At 63.9% G+C, this 14,570-nt stretch carries 14 protein-coding genes; 7 read left to right on the forward strand and 7 right to left on the reverse strand.

Translation table 11 applies throughout. From position 1 onward, the window contains the following. Positions 1–180: 180 nt before the first annotated feature. The gene (locus tag I5R65_RS23005) at positions 181–1,185 is read right to left on the reverse strand and encodes a helix-turn-helix domain-containing GNAT family N-acetyltransferase (RefSeq protein ID WP_180671067.1); all 1,005 of its coding nucleotides are present in this window, start codon (positions 1,183–1,185) and stop codon (positions 181–183) included. Between the two features lie 257 nt (positions 1,186–1,442). On the opposite strand from I5R65_RS23005, the gene I5R65_RS23010 reads away from it, so the two are divergent. Then, positions 1,443–3,050, forward strand: a complete 1,608-nt coding sequence (locus tag I5R65_RS23010) for an NAD(P)/FAD-dependent oxidoreductase (protein WP_180671066.1) — start codon at positions 1,443–1,445, stop codon at positions 3,048–3,050. Between the two features lie 117 nt (positions 3,051–3,167). Here the strand turns inward: I5R65_RS23010 and phaP are convergent, their stop codons facing one another. From phaP to I5R65_RS23025, 3 genes are all read right to left on the reverse strand, one after another. Then, entirely contained in the window at positions 3,168–3,737 is a 570-nt protein-coding gene (gene phaP, locus I5R65_RS23015) for a TIGR01841 family phasin (RefSeq protein ID WP_180671065.1), read from the reverse strand. Between the two features lie 249 nt (positions 3,738–3,986). Further along, positions 3,987–5,201, reverse strand: a complete 1,215-nt coding sequence (locus I5R65_RS23020; protein WP_180671064.1) for a patatin-like phospholipase family protein — start codon at positions 5,199–5,201, stop codon at positions 3,987–3,989. A 128-nt stretch (positions 5,202–5,329) separates the two neighbouring features. Further along, positions 5,330–5,536, reverse strand: a complete 207-nt coding sequence (locus tag I5R65_RS23025) for a DUF3717 domain-containing protein (RefSeq protein ID WP_006463402.1) — start codon at positions 5,534–5,536, stop codon at positions 5,330–5,332. Between the two features lie 310 nt (positions 5,537–5,846). Between I5R65_RS23025 and I5R65_RS23030 the strand changes: the two genes are divergently transcribed. From I5R65_RS23030 to I5R65_RS23050, 5 genes are all read left to right on the forward strand, one after another. Then, positions 5,847–7,109, forward strand: coding sequence for an SfnB family sulfur acquisition oxidoreductase (locus tag I5R65_RS23030; protein ID WP_180671063.1), 1,263 nt, complete (start codon positions 5,847–5,849; stop codon positions 7,107–7,109). A gap of 17 nt (positions 7,110–7,126) precedes the next feature. Beyond that, positions 7,127–8,506 (forward strand): LLM class flavin-dependent oxidoreductase, encoded by a 1,380-nt coding sequence (locus I5R65_RS23035; protein ID WP_180671062.1) that lies wholly within the window; start codon positions 7,127–7,129, stop codon positions 8,504–8,506. Positions 8,507–8,627: 121 nt separating this feature from the next. After that, positions 8,628–9,449, forward strand: a complete 822-nt coding sequence (locus tag I5R65_RS23040) for a MetQ/NlpA family ABC transporter substrate-binding protein (protein ID WP_180671061.1) — start codon at positions 8,628–8,630, stop codon at positions 9,447–9,449. A 442-nt stretch (positions 9,450–9,891) separates the two neighbouring features. Continuing rightward, on the forward strand, positions 9,892–10,827 hold the full coding sequence (locus I5R65_RS23045; protein WP_180671060.1) for a DMT family transporter: 936 nt from the start codon (positions 9,892–9,894) through the stop codon (positions 10,825–10,827). Between the two features lie 11 nt (positions 10,828–10,838). Beyond that, positions 10,839–12,185 carry a DUF2863 family protein gene (locus tag I5R65_RS23050; RefSeq protein WP_180671059.1) on the forward strand — a complete coding sequence of 449 codons (1,347 nt, stop codon included), beginning with the start codon at positions 10,839–10,841 and terminating at the stop codon, positions 12,183–12,185. A 5-nt stretch (positions 12,186–12,190) separates the two neighbouring features. Here the strand turns inward: I5R65_RS23050 and I5R65_RS23055 are convergent, their stop codons facing one another. After that, the gene (locus tag I5R65_RS23055) at positions 12,191–12,514 is read right to left on the reverse strand and encodes a hypothetical protein (protein WP_180671058.1); all 324 of its coding nucleotides are present in this window, start codon (positions 12,512–12,514) and stop codon (positions 12,191–12,193) included. 426 nt (positions 12,515–12,940) lie between these two features. On the opposite strand from I5R65_RS23055, the gene I5R65_RS23060 reads away from it, so the two are divergent. Then, positions 12,941–13,786: a transporter substrate-binding domain-containing protein gene (locus I5R65_RS23060; protein ID WP_006463395.1), complete on the forward strand. Its 846-nt coding sequence runs from the start codon at positions 12,941–12,943 to the stop codon at positions 13,784–13,786. Positions 13,787–13,928: 142 nt separating this feature from the next. On the opposite strand, the gene I5R65_RS23065 is transcribed toward I5R65_RS23060, so the two are convergent. Both I5R65_RS23065 and I5R65_RS23070 read right to left on the reverse strand, forming a co-directional pair. Next, entirely contained in the window at positions 13,929–14,120 is a 192-nt protein-coding gene (locus I5R65_RS23065; protein WP_180671057.1) for a hypothetical protein, read from the reverse strand. After that, the gene (locus tag I5R65_RS23070; RefSeq protein WP_180671056.1) at positions 14,120–14,416 is read right to left on the reverse strand and encodes a hypothetical protein; all 297 of its coding nucleotides are present in this window, start codon (positions 14,414–14,416) and stop codon (positions 14,120–14,122) included. The genes I5R65_RS23065 and I5R65_RS23070 overlap by 1 nt, the downstream gene beginning before the upstream one ends. Between the last annotated feature and the right edge of the window lie 154 nt (positions 14,417–14,570).

Here is a 14,570-nt window from a genome sequence, read left to right on the forward strand (position 1 = left end):
GTCGCTGTGGTCGCGCCGTGAAGCCACTGTAGGAGCCGCTCTTCTTTAAGACTGTAATGTTGTGTTTCCAGTTGTTTCCTGATGTGGGCCAGCTATGCGCCAGCACCGGGGCGGGCGCAGCGCTGCATCCGGCTGCGGTAACAACTCCAGGCAGATGGATACTTTGCGATACCGGCTCGATCAGCGCCGGGCTGGTTCGGTCACTTCCGCCACCTTGCCACGTGCTGCCCGCACATAGCGCTGCTCCACCACCCGGCTGCCCCATTGCTCGCCCGGTGACTCCTCGGCCAGCGCGAAGCCTGCCGCCAGATACAGGTGGCGCGCCGCATCCAGCCCCTGGAAAGTCCACAGATAGCATGCGAATCCATGCGCATCGACAAAGGCCATGGCCTCCTCCAGCAGGCGCCGGCCCACGCCGGCGCCGCGCAGGCTGTCATCGACGATGAACCAGCGCAGGTGGGCCACCCCGCTGGCGGGATCGCCATCGATGACGATCGAAGCCAGCGTGCGCCCCTGCTCCACATGGGTCCAGAGTTGCTTGCCGGCGGCCGGCAGCAGTTGGGCGAAGGCACCCAGCTCATTACCCACCTTGTGCTCGAAGAACACGCCGAAACCGGCTGTTTCGGCGTAGTAGCGCGCATGCAGGCTGGCGATGTCGCCGATGCAGCCGGGCTGGTAGCCGCTGCACAATGGCATCGGCTCCCGCTCCTGTGACGCTGCGGCATTGGGGTTCTCGCGCGAGAGCGCCTGCGAATACAGCGCCAGTGCCCGCAGCAGGCCCTGCTGGTCTTCCGGCACGATCCGCCGTAGCGCCGCCGACACCTGGTCGGTGGCGAACTTGTCGATCTTCTTGCGCAGGGCCTGTCCGGCCTCGGTCAACGCCAGGCTGAAGGCCCGCCCATCGCCTTCCAGCGGCGTGCGGCGCACCAGGCCCAGCGCTTCCAGCTTGGCTACCTGGCGGCTGGTGTTGGACTTGTCCAGATACAGCAACTCGCCCAGGTCGCGGGCCTGGATGCCGGGATTGAGCCCGATCTCGAGGATGGCATGCACCGCCGAGGGCGCCATGTCGCTGCCGGCCAGCGTGCTGCGCATGAAGCCCAGCTCACGCACCAGCTTGCGCGAGAGCTCCCGCAACTGGCGGATGGTGTGTTCACGTGACGGTAGCTGCAGGCCGTCGTAGTCCATGGCGTTCTCCCGGATGGATCATATGGTTGCGAAGTGCAATCAATGTACGGCCAGATGATTGCGTAGTGCAACCAGTTTCGCAGGGGAGGGCAGCGGGCTGTCTCGCGTGCGCAACTGGCGCCGGACGGCGGTGGGTTGGGGCCGGCCAGCCTGCTGGAGTAGAATGTCGCCTTTCGCGCAGCCCGCCCGCCGTGACCCTGCCGGCCGCCGTGGCGCGCCGCCTCCTGCATCCCCAGCCTTGTTGAAAGTCTCCGCACATGTTGCGCATCTCTGAACTAAGCCTTCCGTTGAACCATACGGAAGATGAACTGAACGCCGCCATCCTCGAGCGCCTGGGCATCCAGGCCGACGAGATGCTGTCCTTCACCCTGTTTCGGCGCAGCTACGATGCCCGCAAGAAGACGGCCATCACCCTGAACTACACCATCGATGTCGCGCTCAGGAACGAGGCCGAGGTCTCGCAGCGTAACGCGAAGAAAACCAATGTCGGCCCCACGCCCGACACTTCCTATCATTTCGTCACTCGCGCCCCGGCCACCCTGAAGAAGCGTCCGGTGGTCATCGGGTTCGGGCCGTGCGGCCTGTTTGCCGCGCTGATCCTGGCCGAGATGGGCTTCAACCCAATCATCCTGGAACGCGGCAAGACCGTGCGCGAGCGCACCAAGGACACCTGGGGCCTGTGGCGCCAGCGCGAACTGAAGCCCGAATCCAATGTGCAGTTCGGCGAAGGTGGCGCCGGTACCTTCTCCGACGGCAAGCTCTACAGCCAGGTCAAGGACCCCAAGCATTACGGCCGCAAGGTGTTGACCGAATTCGTCGCCGCCGATGCGCCGCCGGAAATCATGTACGTCAGCAAGCCCCACATCGGCACCTTCCGTCTGGTCAAGATGATCCAGCTGATGCGCGACAAGATCGAGAAGCTGGGCGGTGAATTCCGCTTCGAACAGCGGGTCGAGGACGTGCTCATCGAAGAGGGCCGCATCCGCGGACTGACCTTGTCTACTGGCGAACAGATCGAGGCCGACCACGTGGTGCTGGCCATCGGCCACAGCGCCCGCGATACCTTCGAGATGCTCTACGAACGCGGTGTCTACATCGAGGCCAAGCCGTTCTCCATCGGCTTCCGCGCCGAACACCCGCAGTCGTTGATCGACAAGTGCCGCTTCGGTCCCGGCGCCGGCCATCCCATCCTGGGCGCGGCCGATTACAAGCTGGTGCACCATGCTGCCAACGGTCGTTCGGTGTACAGCTTCTGCATGTGCCCGGGCGGCACCGTGGTGGCGGCCACTTCCGAGCCGGGCCGGGTGGTCACCAACGGCATGAGCCAGTATTCCCGCAATGAGCGCAATGCCAACAGCGGTATCGTGGTGGGCATTTCGCCGGCCGATTATCCCGGTCATCCGCTGGCCGGCATTGCCTTCCAGCGCGAGTGGGAAAGCCGCGCCTACGAGCTGGGCGGCAGCAACTATGACGCGCCGGCCCAACTGGTGGGTGACTTCATCGCCAACCGTCCCTCGACGCAACTGGGCAGCGTGGAGCCGTCCTACAAGCCGGGTGTGAAGCTGGGTGACCTCAATCCCTCATTGCCGAGCTACGCCATCGAGGCCATCCGCGAGGCGCTGCCGGCCTTCGAGAAGCAGATTCGTGGTTATTCCATGCACGACGCCGTGCTGACCGGCATCGAAACGCGCACCTCCTCGCCTATCCGCATCAAGCGTGATGACCACACCCTGCAAAGTCTCAACACCAAGGGTTTGTACCCGGCCGGCGAGGGTGCCGGTTATGCCGGTGGCATCATGTCGGCCGCCATCGACGGCATCCGCGTGGCCGAGGCGCTGGCGCTGGACATGGTGGCGCAGGCCTGATTGCCGGCAGCTAGTCCGCTACCGGACGGGTTGTCCGACCGCCCATGCAAAACGCCGCTCCGGTTGCCCGGAGCGGCGTTTTTCGTTTGCCTTGCTGGTATGGCCTGGCGCTGTGGCTTACTTCTTGGCGCGGGCCGAAGCGACGGTCTTTTCAGCCGCAGCGGTGAATTGCTTGGTGGCGTTGGCCAGGTTGGCTTCCAGGGTTTCCACAGCCTGCTTGGAGTTCTTGGACAGTTGCTCGTAGGCTGCGTTGGCGTTGGTCAGGGTGGCCTTCAGGATGGACACGGCCTGTTCCGAACCCGGGGGCGCATTCTTGCTGATCTCGTCGATCAGGGCCGACAGCTTGCGGCTGGTTTCGGAAATCTGGGCTTCAGCCGCCTTGGTGAACTCAGCCTGGGTCGAGGACACGATGCCGGCCAGGTGACGGCTGTAGGCGGTGGCCTTCTCGGCGCCCGGCTGGGCTTGTGCAGCGGCCAGCGCCAGCAGTTCCTGCGGATCCTTGGCCGAGGCCAGCTGCTTGGCAGCGGCGGTGGCTTCTTCCAGCGTGGCCTTGGTGGCCGACAGGTTCAGTTCAACGATCTTTTCCACGCCTTCGAAGGCCTTGGCGGTCAGGCTGTTGATGAGGTCCAGGTGGGCTTGCAGGTTGGCCTTGGTAGCGGCGGAAAACTGATCTTGGTACGAAAACATGTTCATCTCCTAGGTGATAGATATGACAAATGAGCAAATGAGCTTGCCGACGAGCGTGACGATCAAACAATCGGCTTTCGAGAGCGGCTTTCGACCAGAATCAACAAACAATCATGATTTGTGCGCCGCAACAATTCCTATTTTATGCACTTCTTTGGTGAAATCAAGTGTTATTTGTGCGCCGCACAAAAATAGTCCGGGCGTCGTGGAAATTATGCGACGCCACGCCCGCAGCGGCTTTGCGGGCAATCAAGCCGAACGTTCGGTCGTTTTCTCAGGCCGCACCTGCGTATGGCCGCCGGGTAGATCATGCACCACGATGCCGGCGTCGGTCTCGCTGAAGGCACAGCCCTTGCCCAGGGCGATGGCGCGCAGGCCGTCCTGGTAACCCTGTTCCCAGCGCCACAACACCGAGCCACGGGCGAAGTTGACGTCCTTGGAGGCCATGTTCCAGTCTCGTCCTGCATAGGCCAGTCGGACGATGTGAATGGTACTGTCGGCGCCGAGCTCGGCCATCATCTGCTTGTCTTCCTGGGTCAGCATTTCACGCGGCAGGCGTTTATAGAGTGCATGGGCGGCACGCCGCAGGTGGTACTGCTGCAGGTAGGCATCGATGTGGCGCTGCGAACGCGAGGCGAAGGTGACGTCCTTCTCGCGCGTCTGCACCTCTTCCAGGGTACGCGGTTCGGGACCGTCGGCATGCCACAGGTCCACCATCATGCACAGCAGGTTGGTGCGCGGCTCATCGTTGAGGACGGCTTCCAGCGGCGTGTTGGAATACAGGCCACCGTCCCAGTACAGCTCGCCATCCACCCGTACCGGTGCGAAACCCGGGGGCAGGGCGCCGCTGGCCATGACGTGTTCCGGTCCCAGTGGCTGCTCTCGGGAGTCGAAGTTGACCAGCGTGCCACAGGTGACCTTGACCGCCGCCACCGTCATGCGGATGCCGGACTGGCTGTTGAGGTAATCGAAATCCACCAGCCGCGACAAGGTCTCGCCCAGCTCGGCGGTGCTATAGAAACTGGCGTCCTCGGGTGACACCGGCAGGCCCAGCGAAAAGGCATTGAGCGGGCGCGGCCGGAAGAAGCCGGGTGCACCCCGCAGGAAGGTATCCAGCGTAGTCACGCGGGTGGCCCAGGGGCGCAGTGCATCGGGCACCTGGCGCAGGTCGAACAGGTCGGGGTGGGCCACCGTTTCCCAGAATTCGCGCAGACGGGCGATGCGGGTCTCGCGCGGGTTGCCGGCGATCAGGGCGGCATTGATGGCACCGATCGAGGTCCCCACCACCCAGTCCGGCGTGAGGTCGTGCTCGTGCAAGGCCTGATAGACACCAGCTTGGTAAGCCCCCAGCGCGCCACCACCTTGCAGCACCAGCGCCACGCGCGGCCTGACCGCCGGCACGGCGGACCGGCTGGCGGGTTTGCGGGGAGCGGACGGGGCTGTCTGTTCGGGGTCCTTGCGCATCGTTCATCCTTTCAGGGAGTGCCTGTCACCGCCAGGGCGACCACATCGTCAAGGAGTCTAGGATAGCGCGCTTACGGGAACGTGACCGGACCAATATGCAAGTGCCGGCAAATGCCTGGTGGCACCGATCAGCTGGCCAGCCAGGCCTCGATCAGTTGACGTGCCTGTGCATCGATCTGTTCCAGGTCGACCTCATGACGGCGATGGAAGATCATCAGCGCGTACAGCCCGGCGAGGGCATTGACTTCGGGGGACAGTGCGCACTCCTCTCCGCTGGCCGGGCGCTGCTGGCGCCAGTAGTTGATTGCATCTTCGAGTTCGGTGAGGGTGAGCATGGCGGTGATTCTTGATAAAGACTTAAGCTGAAACGTCGGCGCATTCTAACGCATTTCGCCCCCGAATACTGGTTGGAAATACAGTGCTGCCGCGCTTGCCCGAGGGTATCAACCCACGGTCCGGCGCTGGTCGCGCCATGGGCAGCATGCGAAAAGCAAGCAAGCACATGCGTAATGCTTCGTTCGGATTCACAGGTCGCTTTGCTCTAATGAACGTCTGCTGACGCAAGGCTTGCACCACCGGTCTCTCATTTTTTACTGAGCTGGCCCCGACCTTGCCCTGACTTCTCCCCGAACTTGATCGCCCGCCATGACCCAGACTGCTGCTGCTTCCGCCACCCTGCTTGATACCCTGCCGCCACCCTCGGCCACCTCCACCTCCACCCGCCTGGTCGCCCGCATCCGCGACGAGGCCGAGGCGCTGGCCGCTGCCCGCAAGTTGGCCGAGGATTTCCGCCGTGAAGCCGGCCTGCGCGACCGCGAACGCAAGCTGCCCTGGGACGAGCTGGAGCGCTACGTGCGTTCCGGCCTGTGGGGCATCAGCGTGCCCCGCGAATACGGTGGCGCCGGTGTGTCCTATGGCACGCTGGCCGAGGTGATCGCCATCATCTCCGCTGCCGATGGCTCGCTCGGGCAGATTCCGCAGAACCACTTCTATGCGGTGGAGCTCATCCGCGTCAACGGCAACGAATCGCAGAAGCGCTTCTTCTTCGAACGCGTGCTGCAAGGCGACCGCTTCGGCAACGCCCTGGCCGAACTGGGGACCCGCACCTCGCACGAGCGCAAGACCAGCCTCGCGCGCAACCCGAATGGCCCCGGCTACCGCATCAATGGCCGCAAGTTCTACGCCACCGGTGCGCTCTACGCCGACTGGGTGCCGACCTCGGTGATCGACGAACAGGGCGTGCAGCAACTGGCCATCGTCCCGCGCCATGCCGCCGGCCTGACCGTCATCGATGACTGGTCCGGCTTCGGCCAGCGCACCACCGGCAGCGGCAGCGCCGTATTCGACAACGTGCAGGTGCCGGCCGACGCCGTGATCGGGTTTGCCTCGGCCTTCACGCGCCCCACCCAGATCGGCCCGCTGGCGCAGATCCTGCACGCGGCCATCGACCTGGGCATCGCCCGCGCCGCGTATGCCGACCTGCTGGAGTTCGTGCGCACCCGTTCGCGTCCCTGGATCGACAGTGGCGTCGAACGCGCCGGTGACGATCCACTGACCCTGCGCGAAGTGGGCGACCTGACCATCCAGCTGCATGCCGCCGAGGCACTGCTGCAGCGTGCCGGAGACCGGCTCGATACCGCCGCCGCAGAGCCGACCGAAGACAGCGTGGCGGCCGCCTCCATCGCCGTGGCCGAGGCACGGGTATTGACCACCGATGTCTCGCTGGCCGCCGGCAGCAAGCTCTTCGAGCTGGCCGGCTCGCAGGCCACCCTGGCCGAACATAATCTCGATCGCCACTGGCGCAATGCCCGCACGCACACCCTGCATGATCCGGTGCGCTGGAAATACCATGCCATCGGCAACTACGTGCTCAACGGCCAGAAGCCGCCACGCCACGGCGCACTTTGAGCCATCCGGGAGCCATCATGAGCAGGAAGGAAATCCGCCTCAACGCATTCAACATGAACTGCGTCAGTCACATCAACCATGGCCTGTGGACGCACCCCCGCGACCGCTCGCAGGACTACACCGATATCGCCTACTGGACCGACCTGGCGCGCCTGCTGGAGCGGGGCAAGTTCGATGGGCTGTTCCTGGCCGACATCGTCGGCGTGTATGACGTCTACCAGGGCAATACCGACCTCACCCTGCGCGAGACCATACAACTGCCCGTCAACGATCCCATGATGCTGGTCCCGGCCATGGCCGCCGTGACCGAGCACCTGGGCTTCGGCATCACCGCCAACCTGAGCTACGAAGCCCCGTTCCTGTTCGCGCGCCGCATGTCCACCCTGGATCACCTGAGCAAGGGGCGCGTGGGCTGGAACATCGTCACCGGCTATCTCGACAGCGCCGCCCGCGCCATGGGCCTGCACGAACAGCTGGAGCACGACCAGCGCTACGACCGCGCCGACGAATTCATGGAAGTCGTCTACAAGCTCTGGGAAGGCAGCTGGGAAGACGGTGCCGTACTGCGCGACCGCACGCGCCGTATCTACGCCGACCCGGCCAAGGTACACAAGATCGCCCACCATGGCGACTACTACCACGTCGAAGCCATCCACCTGAGCGAACCCTCGCGCCAGCGCACGCCGGTGCTGTACCAGGCCGGTTCCTCCGGGCGTGGCCAGGCCTTCGGCGCGCGTCATGCCGAGTGCGTCTTCATCTCCAGCCAGAGCAAGGATGCCACCCGCAAGCTGGTGCAGAGCATCCGCGAGGGTGCCGTGCGCGAGGGGCGCGATCCGGAGGCGATCAAGATCTTCATGGGGCTGACCGTGGTCACCGGCCGCACCGAACAGGAAGCCCAGGACCGCTATCGCGAATACGCCCGCTACGCCAGCCCGGAAGCCGGCCTGGCCCACTTCTCGGCCGGCACCGGTATCGACTTCTCGCGCTACGACCTGGATGAACCGATCCGGCCCGCCAAGACCAACGCCATCCAGTCGCTCACCAAGGCGGTCACGCAACCGGAGTCGAACTGGACCAAGCGCAAGCTCCTGCAGCAACTCGAACTGGGTGGCCGCTATGCCAGCATCGTCGGCGCCCCGGATCGCATCGCCGACGAACTGGAAAGCTGGGTCGCCGACACCGGCATCGATGGCTACAACCTCACCCGCACGGTCACGCCGGAGAGTTTCGAAGACTTCGTCGACCTGGTCATTCCGGTGTTGCAGGAGCGTGGCTCCTACAAGCGTGAATATGCGCAGGGCAGCCTGCGCGAAAAGCTCTTCCAGCGCGCAGCGACCCTGCCGCAAGAGCACGTGGGCGCGGGGTTCCGGAGGGCCGCTGCGGTCGAGCACGCCTGATTTCACCCCGGGTGCTGGCGCGTGTTGGCACATGCGCGCAGCACATAAGCAAAGCGGAAATGATTCCTTCCGCCCCGCTTGAGCGGTCGCTACATTGGACCTTTTTCAATCGGGGAAGAGAATGAAGTTCAACGCAGCAAAATGGTTTTCCGGCATCGCCCTGTGCGCGCTCGTCAGCATCGGCGGGACGGCACAGGCAGCACCGGATCAGGTGATCCGCGTCGGCGTGACCAGTGGTCCGCACGCCCAGATCTTCGAGCAGGCACGACGCGTCTTCGAACGCGACAACCCTGGCTACAAGATCAAGATCATCGAGTTCAACGACTACATCCAGCCCAACGCCGCCCTCGATGCGGGCGAACTCGACGCCAACAGCTACCAGCATCGCCCCTTCCTCAATGCCCAGATCAAGGCACGCGGCTACAAGCTGTATGCCGAGGGCAAGACCATGATCGGTCCGATGGCGATCTATTCGAAGAAGTACCGCAAGCTTGAGGACGTCCCTACTGGCGCCAAGATCGGCATCCCCAACGACCCCGCCAACGAAAGCCGCGTACTGTTGCTGCTGCAGAAGCATGGCGTCATCAAGCTGCGCGCCGGCATCGACCCGCTCATCGGCACCAACGCCACCCCCATCGACATCACCGAAAATCCGAAGAAGTGGAAGTTCGTCGAGATCGACGCCGCGCAACTGCCACGCACGCTGGACGACCTCGATGCCTCCGCCATCAACGCCGACTACGCTTCCAAGGCCGGCTTCAATCCCGCCCGCGACAGCCTGGTGGTGGAAAGCGGCGACAGCCCCTATGCCTGCCTGATCGCCGTGCGTGAGAAGGATCGCGGCCAGCCCTGGCTGGGCAAGCTGGTGCAGGCCTACCAGTCGCCGGAGGTGAAGCAGTACATCGAGACGGAGTTCAAGGGCGGGATTCTGGCGGCGTGGTGACAACGGCAGTTTCGATCTCGCAGTAGTTTTGGAACTGGTGCGAAATGTTTTGACGCCGCGGCCTTTCCAAGAGGATTTGCCTTTTACCAGCTGATATTCGCTTACCTTCCCGATGGCGCGTCGAATCCCAGGATGACGCCAACATCGACAATCACATCGGAAGGCAGGCACATGAGGAATTTCTTTCGGAAACTCTGGCGGGATTTATGCAAAGGTGAAATCCACTCCGCACCTGTGGCGTGGGAGGTATTCAGTATCGGACTGCTATTGGTTATCGCCCTGTTTGTCGGTGCGGAGCGGCTGGTGGCCTATCTGTTGCACTGACCGCCGGACAAGTCCCGCACTCGCGTTTCGGTCATTGCTCTTGAACGGGTAAAATGCTGGCTCCCCCAGCGCGCCACATTTCACGGCACCTGGTCCCGAGACAAACATCAAACCGCACATGAGCTACACCCCCAGCCGCCCCGTGGGCTACGGCTGCCTGATCCTGAGCATGTCCATGGTGGGCGCCTACGTGGCGCTGACCAAACCGCTGGCGGCGATGCTGCCGGTGTTCCTGCTGGCCTGGCTGCGCTTTGGCATCGGCGCCATCGCCATGCTGCGCTGGCTGAAGAAGCCGGCCGATGAAAAGCCCCTGAGCACGCAATCGCGCTGGCTGGTCTTCCTCGAATCCTTTCTCGGCAATTTCCTCTTCACGCTGTGCATGATCACCGGTGTGTCGATGACCAATGCGGTCTCGGCGGGCGTGATCATGTCGTCGATCCCGGCCGTGGTGGCGGTGATGAGCTGGGTCTTCCTGAAGGAAAAGATCAGCCTGCGCGTCTGGGGCGCGGTGGCCTGCGGCGCCATCGGCATCGGCTTGCTGTCGCTGGCCAAGGATCATCACGGAGCAGCGGCCGCAGCTAGCCACGGCCAATACGCGTGGCTGGGCAATGTGCTGGTGTTCTGCGCGGTGCTGTGCGAGGCCGCCTACGCGGTCATCGGCAAGAAGCTGACCGCCGTGCTCACGCCCAAGCGCATCAGCGCCGTCATCAACCTGTGGGGGCTGCTGCTGATGACGCCCATGGGCCTCTATACTGCGCTGCAGTTCGACTTCGTCTCGGTGCCGGCCAACATCTGGCTGTTGCTGGTGTTCTACGCGCTGGCCGCCAGTGTGTGGACCGTGTGGCTATGGATGACCGGCCTGAAGGTGGTGCCGGCTGCGCGTGCCGGGGTATTCACGGTGATGCTGCCGATCTCGGCCGCCGTGGTCGGTGTATTGGCGCTGGGCGAGAGTCTGTCGGCGCTGCAGGCGACGGCCTTTGCGGTCGCCCTGGCCGGGATGTTCCTGGCCACGTTGCCGGGTCGTTCCAGTTCCGAAAAATTACCGCTGCATTGAGCGAGGAAGACATGAATCAACCTAAGCGCCCCTCCGGCAAACCACAATCCAACGCCTCCAGGAAGCCGGCCGCCAGCCAGTCCAGGCCGCCAGCCAAACCGCCTGTCAACGCGGCCGCCCCCGGCCCGGTCCGCGACAAGCCCCGGACCCACGTTTCCACCGAAGCGGCTCGCCGTCGCCAGCACCAGGCCCACGCGGCCTCGCAGAGCCTGGACGAAGACGAACTGCGGGTGCAGCAGATGGTGGCCCTGGCCAGCGCCGTGGCCGCCAGTGCGCCGGACCGTCGCGGTCGCCGTACCGGCCAGGATGAGCTGGAACGCATGGTGCGCAATACGCTGCGCGAGCGCGATGACGATACCCTCTACGAAGCGCTGGAACAGTTGCGCTACGACGACCAGCGCGGTCATGTCTTCCTGCGCGAGGTGGTGGAAGAGGGCGCCGACATCATCGTGCTGCGGCGGGGCGAGAAGGAGCTGGAAATCAATGCCTTCCTGATTCCGCTGTTGGTGCGCACCCGTGGCGGCCTGCAGGAAGCGCTGGCGCTGGCCGATGGCGATGCCTTCGATGCACTGCGTACCAGCCTGCAGGAGGCCGGCCTGGAAAGCCCCGGCGCGCGCGTGGTGCTGGTGCACCATCTCTATCATCCTGAAGAAATCAACGCGCTCAGCTTCAGCGAGGTCGAGGCCATGAACCGCGACGCCTTCGCCTCGCTCACCGACAAGAAGATCCTGAGCGTGCCGGCCATCGAGCGCAGCATGCGTGGCTGGCCGGCGAGCGCATTCGGTACCGATGATGAGGCACTGGAATTGCGCTTCCTGCTTGGCTTCTCCTTGAAGGACGTGGACGATTCCTTCTATGCCGTTCCCGCAGAAGAGGCGGCGGCCGACGCCTACTTCGAAGCGCGTGCGCAGCGCTTCCGCCAGTGGAGCGAGCAGATCACGCCCCTGATGCGGCAGTGCCTGACCGGCCAGTCCGGCGAGGCGGCGCAATGTCAGGTGCACTTCCTGTATCAGGACCTGTTCCACGGCGCCAAGCATACCGGCAACGCGGAATATCGCACGCTGCAGATGCTCTCGGAACTGGAGGCCGGCTTGGCACAAGCAGGTGTGCAGGCGGCGCAGGCCAGCGCGTTTTTTGCCATCGACGATGACGAGGGCGAGACGCATCTGCAGATCGTGCTGCGTGGCGCGCAGGGGCTCCTGGCGCGTTCGGTGCAGCCGGTCGATGGAGACTTGCAGGCAGCCCTGTTCGATGCGGCCGATGCCGTTGCCTCGCTGGGCGTGGCCGCACTGAAGCTGGCGGAGGCGATCGACGCCGATGGCCAGCCGCTGCGCGAACGCGATTTCCCGGCGGCCTAGGGCCCCTAGTCCAGCAGCGCCTGCAGGCTCAGGCCCGTCGGCTGGCAGCGGAAATACAGGTCCACCTGCATCGGCCGCCAACCGCGCACCAACTGGCGCAGGTCGGCCTGCATCTTTTGATGGCCGCAGAAGTCGCGCGCCTTTTCGCGTGCAGCGGCGGTCAGGGCAGGGATGGACATGGTGTAGCTCACGCCCGTGGCCGAGACCTGGTAGAGATCGTCCTGGCCGGCGCTGACCTCGCTGAAGTTGGCGCAGCCGCCCAGGGCGACGGCGCTGAGGCAGGCGAGCACGATGCCGCCCGTAAGCTGGCTGGTTTGTTCAATACGCATGAAATCCCCCCTTGACTGGTCCTCGCGTGCGTGTGCATGGTGATCGTGGAATTGCCGTGCGGCATCGATGCGAGAGGTCCCAGATTACGCGTGCGGGTTTCTGTGGAGTCCAGGCCTTACCCGGTTTTACCCGGATAGCGTGGCTGTAAGAAAATCTTCAACCATGCTTGCGCGCATGCGCAGGCTGTCAAATTTCGTTCAACGGTGTGAGGCGGCCATGGCCTGCATGGCTGCCGGGAGAAATTTCCTGCCTGCTGGGAGGCAGCACCCCTCTGGTCCCCGCGGCTGGCAATTGCCTGGGCGGGCCGCTTGCGGCTGGGCTAAAATCATCGACGCCGTCCGGCGTGAGCCGGGCGCAGACCACTTGCGCAACGCTGCCGTCCACGCCGCAGCCGCGCCATCCGCCAAATCAGGGAGAACAGAGAAATGACTAACCGTCGCAGTTTCATCACCAGCGTGGCCGGCCTAGCCGCTGCCAGCGCCATTCCGAATGTCTTCGCCCAGGCCGCCGCTGCGACCGGCTCGACCGAACCGACCCTGGCCCGCGTGCAGCGTACCAAGACCCTGCGTATTGGCGCCGTGCGTGGTGCTGCGCCTTACTACAACAAGGATCTGGCCAGCGGTGAGTGGGGCGGTTTCATGATCGATTTCGCCAAGAGCCTGGCAGCCAGCCTGAACGTCAAGCTGGACATCACCGAAACCACCTGGGGCAACTCGGTGCTGGATCTGCAGACCCACAAGATCGACCTGTTCTTCGGCATGAATCCGACTCCGGCACGCCGCGAGGTGATCGGCTTTACCGAACCGCTGTTCCTGAATGCCTTCACCGTGGTCTCCAAGAAGGAATTCAAGACCTGGGCCGACCTGAACAAGCCGGAAGTGAAGATCGCCGTGGACATCGGTTCTTCGCACGACCAGATGATCAGCCGCGTCTGTCCCAACGCCACCATCGTGCGCCTGGAAAAGGCCGACGATGCCACCCTGGCGCTGCAGACCGGTCGTGTCGATGCGCAGGTGCTGGTGTGGCTGCTGGCGCTGAACATCCTGAAGAAGAACCCGGCGCTGGGCAAGATGTACGTACCGCAACCGCTGGAGGCGACCTCCACCAACATCGGCGTGCCCAAGGAAGAGGACAAGGCCTGGGTCGAGACCATCAACAAGTGGATCGTGGCCGAGCGCGCCGCCGGCAAGATCAAGCCGACCGTGCTGGGCAACCTGCAGAAGCTCTCCGGCGTGAAGCCGGAAGATGTGCCGCCGCAGATCCCGCTGTAAGTACAGGCCGGCGTCCCGCACGCTAGCACTCGGACCGCCCCAGCGATGGTGCGGTTTTTTTTCCTCTGCAGGGTTGAATGGAGAGCGCTGCTTGCTTCGCTGGACGGGCTGCAACTGCCGCGCGATGGCTGGAGGTTTGTCGTCAATTGAGACGTTTGAATTCGCTGGAGCGGATCACCACTTCCAGCAGGGTCTCGAGCCTGATCACGCGCTCGGTAAGATTCTCTATCTTGGCCTGTTGCTGGCGGATCGCTTCGCTTTGTCGCGTGACCTTGTCTTCCAGTTTGATGATGGCTGTCAGAGCCGCCCACAGCCGTCCGGTGAGACCGAACATCAGGACCTCGCTGCGCTGACCTGACGTTGTGCCTCCAGTGCCGCCAGGCGAGCGTTGCTGGCGGCGACAAAGGCCAGCGTCTCATCGATGGCGGCACAGGCCCGCTCGGCAGCCTGCCGGGCCAGGCTGGCCAGTTCGGCCAGCGCCTCATCCATCTGTCCGCCTTCGTAGGCCAATGCGCCCTTGCACATCAGGTCCGGTACGTCCAGGCCGAGCCTGCGGGCCTTGGCGGAGATGACCAGCTTTTCACGGGTGGTCGCCCTGACCACGATGGTTTCGTTGGCAGACGTCTTCATTGCGGTTCTCCAGAAAGGAAGGTTGCGGGAAAACGGTACGCTGCCCGATCCGGATATCCATGTCGAGTCAGCACCGGCTAAACCGTACAAGAACTCGATTTTTTTTCAGCGCCCATCGCGCCTATCGATGGCACCGGAAATGAAAATGGCGCGC

It is taken from the genome of Herbaspirillum sp. AP02 (assembly GCF_015767275.1).
Taxonomy (GTDB): domain Bacteria; phylum Pseudomonadota; class Gammaproteobacteria; order Burkholderiales; family Burkholderiaceae_D; genus Herbaspirillum.

Bases quoted from the DNA above. Each gene is read 5' to 3' on its own strand.
- I5R65_RS23005 (WP_180671067.1), bottom strand. From the start codon at position 1,185: ATGGACTACGACGGCCTGCAGCTACCGTCACGTGAACACACCATCCGC.
- I5R65_RS23010 (WP_180671066.1), top strand. From the start codon at position 1,443: ATGTTGCGCATCTCTGAACTAAGCCTTCCGTTGAACCATACGGAAGAT.
- phaP (WP_180671065.1), bottom strand. From the start codon at position 3,737: ATGTTTTCGTACCAAGATCAGTTTTCCGCCGCTACCAAGGCCAACCTG.
- I5R65_RS23020 (WP_180671064.1), bottom strand. From the start codon at position 5,201: ATGCGCAAGGACCCCGAACAGACAGCCCCGTCCGCTCCCCGCAAACCC.
- I5R65_RS23025 (WP_006463402.1), bottom strand. From the start codon at position 5,536: ATGCTCACCCTCACCGAACTCGAAGATGCAATCAACTACTGGCGCCAG.
- I5R65_RS23030 (WP_180671063.1), top strand. From the start codon at position 5,847: ATGACCCAGACTGCTGCTGCTTCCGCCACCCTGCTTGATACCCTGCCG.
- I5R65_RS23035 (WP_180671062.1), top strand. From the start codon at position 7,127: ATGAGCAGGAAGGAAATCCGCCTCAACGCATTCAACATGAACTGCGTC.
- I5R65_RS23040 (WP_180671061.1), top strand. From the start codon at position 8,628: ATGAAGTTCAACGCAGCAAAATGGTTTTCCGGCATCGCCCTGTGCGCG.
- I5R65_RS23045 (WP_180671060.1), top strand. From the start codon at position 9,892: ATGAGCTACACCCCCAGCCGCCCCGTGGGCTACGGCTGCCTGATCCTG.
- I5R65_RS23050 (WP_180671059.1), top strand. From the start codon at position 10,839: ATGAATCAACCTAAGCGCCCCTCCGGCAAACCACAATCCAACGCCTCC.
- I5R65_RS23055 (WP_180671058.1), bottom strand. From the start codon at position 12,514: ATGCGTATTGAACAAACCAGCCAGCTTACGGGCGGCATCGTGCTCGCC.
- I5R65_RS23060 (WP_006463395.1), top strand. From the start codon at position 12,941: ATGACTAACCGTCGCAGTTTCATCACCAGCGTGGCCGGCCTAGCCGCT.
- I5R65_RS23065 (WP_180671057.1), bottom strand. From the start codon at position 14,120: ATGTTCGGTCTCACCGGACGGCTGTGGGCGGCTCTGACAGCCATCATC.
- I5R65_RS23070 (WP_180671056.1), bottom strand. From the start codon at position 14,416: ATGAAGACGTCTGCCAACGAAACCATCGTGGTCAGGGCGACCACCCGT.